Source organism: Pseudoalteromonas sp. G5_S1_14_S5 (assembly GCF_054968605.1).
Window position 1 is genome coordinate 1 of sequence record NZ_JBQKUM010000117.1, and the last position, 8756, is coordinate 8756.

At 39.7% G+C, this 8756-nt stretch carries 10 protein-coding genes; all 10 read right to left on the reverse strand.

Annotated elements, in window-relative coordinates; all coding sequences use genetic code 11:
• Positions 1-41 precede the first annotated feature (41 nt).
• Positions 42-512 (reverse strand): SPFH domain-containing protein, encoded by a 471-nt coding sequence (locus ACTRWI_RS21290; RefSeq protein ID WP_499133728.1) that lies wholly within the window; start codon positions 510-512, stop codon positions 42-44.
• Between the two features lie 77 nt (positions 513-589).
• Positions 590-1204, reverse strand: a complete 615-nt coding sequence (locus tag ACTRWI_RS21295; RefSeq protein ID WP_150897689.1) for a leucine-rich repeat domain-containing protein — start codon at positions 1202-1204, stop codon at positions 590-592.
• Between the two features lie 622 nt (positions 1205-1826).
• A complete protein-coding gene (locus tag ACTRWI_RS21300) occupies positions 1827-3071 on the reverse strand; it encodes an ISL3 family transposase (RefSeq protein WP_499133729.1) in 1245 nt (414 codons plus the stop codon).
• A gap of 75 nt (positions 3072-3146) precedes the next feature.
• A complete protein-coding gene (locus ACTRWI_RS21305; protein ID WP_499133730.1) occupies positions 3147-3422 on the reverse strand; it encodes a barstar family protein in 276 nt (91 codons plus the stop codon).
• A 194-nt stretch (positions 3423-3616) separates the two neighbouring features.
• Positions 3617-4036: a hypothetical protein gene (locus tag ACTRWI_RS21310; protein WP_499133731.1), complete on the reverse strand. Its 420-nt coding sequence runs from the start codon at positions 4034-4036 to the stop codon at positions 3617-3619.
• A gap of 403 nt (positions 4037-4439) precedes the next feature.
• Positions 4440-4967, reverse strand: coding sequence for a GNAT family N-acetyltransferase (locus tag ACTRWI_RS21315; protein ID WP_017107328.1), 528 nt, complete (start codon positions 4965-4967; stop codon positions 4440-4442).
• A gap of 128 nt (positions 4968-5095) precedes the next feature.
• Positions 5096-5527: a GNAT family N-acetyltransferase gene (locus ACTRWI_RS21320; protein WP_005531550.1), complete on the reverse strand. Its 432-nt coding sequence runs from the start codon at positions 5525-5527 to the stop codon at positions 5096-5098.
• Between the two features lie 412 nt (positions 5528-5939).
• On the reverse strand, positions 5940-6467 hold the full coding sequence (locus ACTRWI_RS21325) for a DEAD/DEAH box helicase family protein (RefSeq protein WP_499133732.1): 528 nt from the start codon (positions 6465-6467) through the stop codon (positions 5940-5942).
• 322 nt (positions 6468-6789) lie between these two features.
• Complete coding sequence (locus tag ACTRWI_RS21330; protein WP_499133733.1) at positions 6790-7119, reverse strand: hypothetical protein; 330 nt, start codon at positions 7117-7119, stop codon at positions 6790-6792.
• Between the two features lie 419 nt (positions 7120-7538).
• Positions 7539-7952 carry a hypothetical protein gene (locus tag ACTRWI_RS21335; RefSeq protein ID WP_063522506.1) on the reverse strand — a complete coding sequence of 138 codons (414 nt, stop codon included), beginning with the start codon at positions 7950-7952 and terminating at the stop codon, positions 7539-7541.
• Positions 7953-8756: the final 804 nt, after the last annotated feature.

Sequence of the window (8756 nt, forward strand, 5' to 3'; positions counted from 1 at the left end):
CTGTTTTGTGTCCTTGGTTTAACGGCCTTGTTATAAGTACGTTATTTTCCAGCTTTTCCTGCCTCTAAAATTGGCAGTCCAGCCTCTGTTGGAATGTAAATGCGCTCTCCATTACCATCTTGTAGCCCTTTTATCCAAACATAACGTAGGTAAGCTTCGTTACCTTTTAGAGATTCGCCAATAATTTTATTAGCTTCAGCAGCAGCTTTCGCGCGTTCAATATCCGCCTGGCCTTCAGCTTTGGCCTGGACTATCTTCGCCTCACCTTCCGCTTGAGCCAAAGTAACTCGAGCCTTAGCTTGCATTAAAGCTGCCTGCTCTCTCGCTTTTGCTTCTTCTATTAGAATTTGCTTACTCCATTCAGCTTCTTTCAGAGCAGCAATACCATTCATTTCAAGCTTATAAACTTTGTACTTTGGCCATGCCCAAAGCGCTAGGACAATTAGGATTACAAAAAATAATACTGTGGCAACAAGGCCGCCAAATGCGATTGTATTTCTATTTGGATGCACGATTTCTCCTAGTACTTATACCGCCCGCAACACGGGCTAAAAATTGCGAAGCGTTTTTTGTCCTGTGACTGCATTTGTTATACGCATACACGATTACATGCCTCGATTTCAATGGTTTTCAATTTTGGATGCTGTTTCGCGCCTGCCATTGACGTAAGTAATGGACAATTATAAAGATCTAATAGCTCAAGACTACTAAGCTGCTCAATACCTTTTAAAGACTCAAGTTTCCGAGAAGTAAGGTAAAGCTGCCTGAGAGCAACCATTGAAATAATTGGTTCTAGGTTGTTATGTGGATAATTTTGAATATTTAGCTTTTCAAGGGATGTTAGCTCAAGCAAAGAACTAAGACCTTTAGACCAAGTTATTAGAGCTACCCTTAGCATTGAAAAAGCAGATAAATCAATTTTCTGAGTTGATTTATACTGTAGGCCGAGCACCTCTAGTTGAGGGAGCGACTCAATAGCCTTTATACCTTTTGCTTCCCAGCAATAAAGCTCTAGGCTTCGGAGGAACGTTAGCTCAGGAAGAAAGGACAAATCATGGCCTTTGAAACCAAAGGAGTCTGTCAGTCTTAATGCATATATTCCGTTCTCTTGCATATAGGCACTGACATCGTCAGACCAAACTCCTTTTAAGATTAGGACCTTTCCGATTCCATTCTCATCTTCTGCTATTTCAAAGTTACTCATGATCCCTCTTTGGCGCATAACATTCTTAATAACAGGCAGTCTCGTTTTTCTACCTGCCCGACTTTCGATTAATTTATCATAAGCCACTAAAAATTATAGAAAATACATCGATATGTGTACTCTATGCCTACATAAAAACGCGCCGGCGTGTTATCCAAGACATAAAAATCACAAACCTGTTAATAAACAATAATTTACAAAAAAATCATCGACAAAGCGAGACCAAACACTTAATAAAACATATCACTTTCTATACTCAAACAACATTCATACTCAACAAACTATGTAGATAGACAGAAAAGGAAGTAGAGATGTTCAGTAAATCAGCCATGAACTTGATATTAGGTTTTGTAGGGAAAACGCACGCCCCCTAAAATGTGTAGAGCATTTGTTCTAACAAGTTTTGGGGCAAAACCGAGTTTGAAATAAAGTCTAGTAACGTAACCAGCAGTGCTCAAAGCCCACAATAAAACATTGTTTTTGGAACCTATGGCTGATGTTATTAGTACTGATTTAGGCTGATTAGCTACTATTCATTGTCAAACTCTAAACCTTCACCAGATGGACTATCTTGTCGAAATACAACCTCACGTTCAGGATACTTTTTTTGGCTCTTCTCCGCTTAGATGAGCTTGACAGAAGGGTATAACATTGAACTTACCTCAGGTACTGAAAGCTGTTTAATCTTCAGTTTGAAGTATTCGGTATCTCTTATCCCGCGAGCTCTTCTGCGCAACAATCCTATTGATACATTGCCAGCCTCGATTACAGAGCTGGTTAATCGGTCATACTTTGCAAAGTTACAGATGCCTTCTTTGTGGTTTTGAAGCATGGATACAAAACCTTGCACGCTCATTATTCTTGTCGCTTTGGCTAACTGACACCAAGCGTCTAAACGGTAAGCCATTTGCTGATAGGTTTCCGCTCGCCAGATACTTTTTAGTTGCTCTTTAAGAACGTAGATTTCACTCAGACGGCGATTAGCTTTGAGTAACATTTTCAGTTTGTCCGTTTGGTTTTCTGACAGCCTTTCTGGATTCTTTAATAGAAGGTAAAGCGAGCCTTTAATCAGCGTTTTATCTTCTCTACAGACCGCTTTTTTGAACTCATATGAACGCTCTCGTCGAATGAGTTGGCTATATTGTTGGACGACATGGAATCGGTCAAAAACGATGTCAGCGTTCGGCAGGTTTTCTCTGACGGCTTTTTGGTAAGCCTTCCCCATATCCATTGCAACGGCCTGAATCCCTTGGGCAGTTTGTTTAGTAAGTTGAGTGAGAAAGGCTTCGAGAACGCGGTGTGTACGACCATGCTCGACCCAAATCAATTGGCCGTTATCCATGTTATACACCACAGTCATATAGTCGTGCCCTTTTGCTTTTGCGACTTCATCAACGCCAATCCGTTTTAATCCACGGAGTTTTGACGGCTCAGAGGGTGGCAACGTTCGATGCAGCGCCGCCTTGTCAATATTCTTAATCGTTTCCCAGCGAAGTCCATAGTGTCTCGCAATCACGCTGATGGGCATGTGACGGCACAAGCCACTAATTTGTTCACAGAATCGTTTGGAATAACGTACACCTTTTTCTACAAAGTCACACTCTTCAATACGTCGCTCACCTTCGGTTGTGCGGATTTGCGCAAGCTCAATATGAATTCGACAACACCGGCCACTTATCGGCAAGTCATAAATGGTTCGAGAAACGTAAGTATTGACGGTGCAAGCTTGGTTAGACTTTGGGTCGGTCACTTTAAATCGTCGGTCTCGACGACAGTAAACGTCAACAGTTTGAGTGGATTCATCGACCTTAATCGACTGGATTGCCTGCCCCTGAATATGTAAAAGCTGAGAAAGTAACTGGGTCAAAATAGGATTCATCCATACTGACTAAAAAAGGGTTATTAGTCAGTATGGTAGAAGTCATAAGTATTGCGTTATGACTCAACAAAGCGGAGAAGAGCCCTTTTTTTGGTAGTCTTGTAAGCACTCTACAAGGCCATCATGTAACTTAGGAAGAAAGTCTTTGAAAACAGCTAAGCCCTCAACTATTAGCTTCTGAGGCATCGATGATTGATTTTCGTCCGTGATGCAATCCCAGAATGCGTCTAGGTTGTAACCATAGTGCCCTGAAAAATTGAGTTTCATGGATACATATTCATGGAACGTTTCTTCATCCATAATTCCTGACATATCTATTAGTAAATCTTCGCTCATCATTCCGTAGTTCTCCCCTTATGAGTGCTAATGCTTGCAACAAATATCGCCACATCATTAAACCAAATGAGACCTTACTTTGCGAGGCTAGAGGTTTTACTTAATAGGAAAGGAGCCTAGCTTTTAGATGAGCTATTGATAAATATAGAGGCTCGGGCTTGTCCAACACTTGGGATTTAACGTTGGCTACGCAACGCTTAATCCTTATCTGTTATGTATCGTTTTCGACACTCAGAGCTAGACAAAATCAGGTTACCAAAATTCCTCTTTTGTAAACGCAAGTCGATTACTACAGGTTTTTTGTTTTGATAATAACTTGTCAAAGGCTTTGACTTACATGCCATTTTCTTAATGCTAGCTAAATACCTAGTTTGATATTCTTTGAACTTGTTGTCATCACGGCTAAAACCGATAAAGTCGAATACAATATTGACCTGTTTATCGCCCTCATAGTATCTAGACAACATAATTCTATGTTCAGGGGTTATCTTAAGTTTCGAAGCCGACTGCTTAAGTACATTCTCTGTGTATTGCTGCTTAAAGTGACTAAATATCAATCCAGCGGCGAAGGTTACGAATATAATCACCACCCTTAATGTGGGATTAGCTTTTGCCATGTTTCCTCCGTGATACATAGCGCTTTATCGACAGATTTTTTCTGTAATTATATACGACCAATCATACACACGCTCAATCTAATGCCCTAATTGTTTGCCTAATAGGATGTGAACTTCAGATATTGCCGAAAGTTTCCGTATAACTCCGGCGGGGTCTGGCTATACAATTTTCACCCTGATTACACTCCAAATGAGCATGGTCTTATCTTCTTTCGTCTGATTAGATTTGGTAGGGAAAACTCACGCCCCTAAAGTGTGTAGAGCATTTATTCTAAGTAATTTTGGGGCAAGAATCATTTAGATTGAATACTCTAAATAATTCTTGGACAGAAATCAGTTAGTCCTATTGCACTAACATAACCATATTCGATTAAAAACTATATCTTGAAACCTTTAACGCTTGTTATGCCTGCACTTCTAACGCATAGATACACATTAATTGTTCTTTGTTAGGCACATCTAATGTGTTGCATATTTTCCGCTTCAACGTTGCACCCGCACGCTTCACGATCTTAATACTAGCCGAGTTGCTTTCTAAGCAATGGAATTCAACTACTCGAACGGCATGATCGTTCAATAAATAAGGGATGACTACATCCAATACTTGCCCTATAACTCTATTGCCTCTTGCGTTGTCAGAAAGCCAATAGCCCAATTCACAAGCTTTAGAGTCAAAGTCAATTGACTTTATCCCGAAAACGCCACCAAACTGGTTTTTAAAATATATTGCGAACCATTCTGAACCCTCGTCACCACTGTTTACTCGACTTTCGATATAAGATTGAGCACTAGTAAGATCTACAATGCTTTTTTCCCAAGGCATATATTTTGATAAGTTCACCCTACTATATTCAACAGCATTGAGAAGCGCTGAAGCATCTGAAACTTCTAACTCCCTTAGGACTATGTCCTTAGATATGAATCTTTCCATAAATCTTCCATTTTACTGTAGGCATAACGCCCCGCCCCCCTTATAGAGCACAATTTACTTTATAAATGCTCGGGCTTGTTAAACACTTGGGATTTAACGTTGGCTAAGCAACGGTTAATCCTTATCGGTTAGCCGTTTTGGACGCCAACTATAGAAAAATGGTGACTAGCGATATTGAAACCTTCGCGTAAATAGAACTTATGTGCTGGAAAACGCTGAACACCAGAATCCAAATGTATTTGTTCGCAACCGCTTTCTAAAGCATATGCTTTAAACCAATCGATAATAAATTTACCTACTCCACTCGAACGAAATTGCGCATTAGTTACCAAGTCTTCAATGTAAATATGCTTACCCCAAGCAAGCTTTTCACCTACGCTAAAGCCTGCTGCTGCTAGTACACCTTCTGGCGATTTGACATAGACGACTTGGTAACCATTTGATTGCTGCTTCTCGATTTGACCAGACAAAGTATCTAAGTTGTAATTTGGGCGAAGTTGTAACAACACTTCTAGGACTGACTCGTAATCAGAATTGTTCTCTAAAAATTGTACTTCCATGTTTTCTCCATTTTGACGGCTAACGCTTTATCGACGGATACCCCCCCCCAATCATATGTAACCAATAGCAAATCTAATTATACTCACGCTCAATCTAATGCCCTTATTGCCTTGCGATTAGGATGTGAACTTCAGAAATTACCGAAAGTTTCCGTATTACTCCGGCGGCGCCGGAGCAATACGGTTTTCGAGCTAGAAAATGCCACGGGTAAAAATTCAACCTGTGAAGGTTTTGGACAAAAATCAGTTTCGGCAAATCGAACATTAGCAAATAATGAATAATTAAAAGTATAGGAAACAGCCCCCCTCCCTTTAGAACACATCGCACAATTTACTTTACAGAGGCTCGAGCGTGTTCAACACTTGGGTTTTAGTGTTGGCTGCGCACGCTTAATCCCTATCTGTTATGCATTTAATTTATATGCTCAATTATTTTTTTTGCAACTTCGACTGGTGATAAGTCAGAGTTATCAATTTGTAGCGTTTTTAGCGTTTCAATTGGCGCATATTCACACTGTTCTAGAAAACTAGATAATTGATTAGCACACGAAATTTTATGAGTTGGCTTACGCTCTTGTGATTCAACCCGAAGTAACAATTCTGACTTTGACGGCGATAAGTGCACTGGATAAAAGTCAATACTCTCTTGTTTGAAAAAATCAATATAGCCTTGAATTTCTTTCTGATGAATTTTAGAACATACTACCCACGTCATTACGACATACTGAACACCAATATCTTTAGCTTTCCTGAGTGTTAACCTACGAATATTATCCGTGAACTCATGAAAGTCCTTGGCTCCAAATTCATCGTAAATTGCAAGACTAAGATCTACTGCTAAATGATTATGAATTAATTTGAACCCAAATTGTTCATTCAACTCTTTAGCAACAGTAAGCTTGCCTGCTGCCGGAGCACCGTGTATCCATACTACTTTCATAACATCCCATATATTCAATACAATAAGAGCGCATATCAGCTATATTAGACAGAATAATTCTGTACTTAAATATAGAATTATCCTGTTTAGTATCCTAATGACGTAAACGATTTATCTTTTTACTTTAACTAACAATAACTTAAGAACTACAGTTCTGTAGCTGCATCACTAAATACAGATTTTCTGTATAACATGAATTGATATGCAAAATATCTGTTAGCCTCACACCCCAAAGCTTGCCTCTGTAGAACGTTTTTGGACAAAATCTTGTCAGCTACATGACTAAATTAGAATATAACGGATTCATTGGAGTATGGAAAAGTTATCCGACAGCAGCGCCTTGTTCGCTGCTGTGTGCATCCAGACGATCAATGGTAAATGCAATGCTTTCTCCTAACACTTTTCGATCACTAGTATCGATTGGTGCTGATAGATGTGTAATACCCACATCAACTATTACCTCAGGATCTATGCCTGTCACGATACCATATGCCCGATAGCGCCAGCCCGATTGATGCTCTAGCTCTTTCTTGGCTTCGGGGTTACCTGAAAACATTGACTCCCATTCTTCGTCTTCATAGTGGAGGCCGACTGATAAACAGATATCGATATTATCTCCAGCTTTATACCTATCGCCCCCAAATTCGTCCATTGCAACAACCTTGACACCATCTACTTCGATGGTTGCCTCAAGATAATCGCCTTCTGTTTTTTTGAAAATTGCTCTCATAGTTTCCCAACAGATAACGCCAGCTCCCGCTTGTTAAGCATATTTTTAAGTTCGCTACTCACAATACGGCCTCTTATCAATTTCGGGATAATCTGAAGTATACTCACCCCAACCTCTAAATTGATAATACTTTGTCATAGCTTCGAAATGTGAGTTGGCCTCACATTCCCATATTAGTTTTGAATCAGGCTCCATTAATGATCGAGCATCGTCACCGTCTGGACCTGCCAGGCAAAACGTATCTAATTCTTGATCGTTGGACCAAAGTTCGTGCTTCATATTCTTCTAGCGCCTAACGCCAGCCATCAACAGCGAGCTATATTTGATGACCCTGTAGGGCATTATCTTCTGTGCCATATTCGCTCCGGTTTTTGACCTAGCTGCCATTCAATATAATCTTCAGGTGGACGATCAATATCAATTACGTGCTCATGAGAAAATGGAATTTCTACACCGAAGCATAGGTAAATATCGTCTCGACCTGCCTCAATACAGACAGGCTGAAAATCAAGAATACCAATGTATTTGTTACCTACAATCTCGGATACAATCAAGTAACCTCGCTCACCTTCGATGAAGACCTTTCCGTCCTCGTCTTCGCACTCTATTTCCAATATTACTTTCGCCGCATCACCAACTTGTAGCGAGGTTCGTCGTTCAAGTTCTGGAATCCAAAATGTCTCAGGGTTCTCTCTATGAGACTCTTCGCCATTTCTCAATTGCCAATAATCTTCTTCAAAATTGGCTAATTCCATGAAACCTCCTTGATGCGTAACATTATTAATAACAGGCAGTCTCGTTTTTCTACCTGCTCGTCTTTCAATTAACTTATCATAAGCAACTAAAAATTAAAGAAAATATATCGAGATTTATACTCTACCCACATATAAAAAATGTATTGTTATCACTTTTTAACGATACGTGTTATCGAAGCTGCAACCCACTCTAAAAAACATTTAAATACAATAACTAAAAGCAAACCATCGGTAAAGAGAGAGCAAAAATTCAATAAAACATGCCACTTTCCATACTCAAACGATATTAAAACTTAATAAACCGCGAACTGTGTAGATATACAGAAAAGAAAGATGGTAAGTAAATTATCCATGAACTTGATATTAGGTTTTGTAGGGGAAATGCACACCCCTAAAATGTGTAGAGTATCTAATCTAAGTAACTTTGGGGCACTTTCGAGTTAGAAAGTGCCACTGGTAAAAATTCAGCCTGTGAAGGTTTTGGACACAAATGTGCCAGCGTTTTTGCTAAATTAGAAAACTACGAATAGTCACAAGTATGGCAAAGTAAGTTTTCAGCAGTGAGTCTGACGGAAAGAGAGCACTGATAGGAAGCTAGGGTAAAGTGCAGAACAAGAGGATTTGCTTTAAACTCGGCATACTCACCAATCAATGCTAATCTTGCCAGTGCCTAATCTAACAAATATGGATGACCATCTTTCTCCTATCAATAAGAACTAAATCCAAAAGCTTATCCGAGAAGAATTAGCGCCGACGTGTTTTGATAGTAAATCAGTGACACCTGATATGTCTTGGGTAACACCA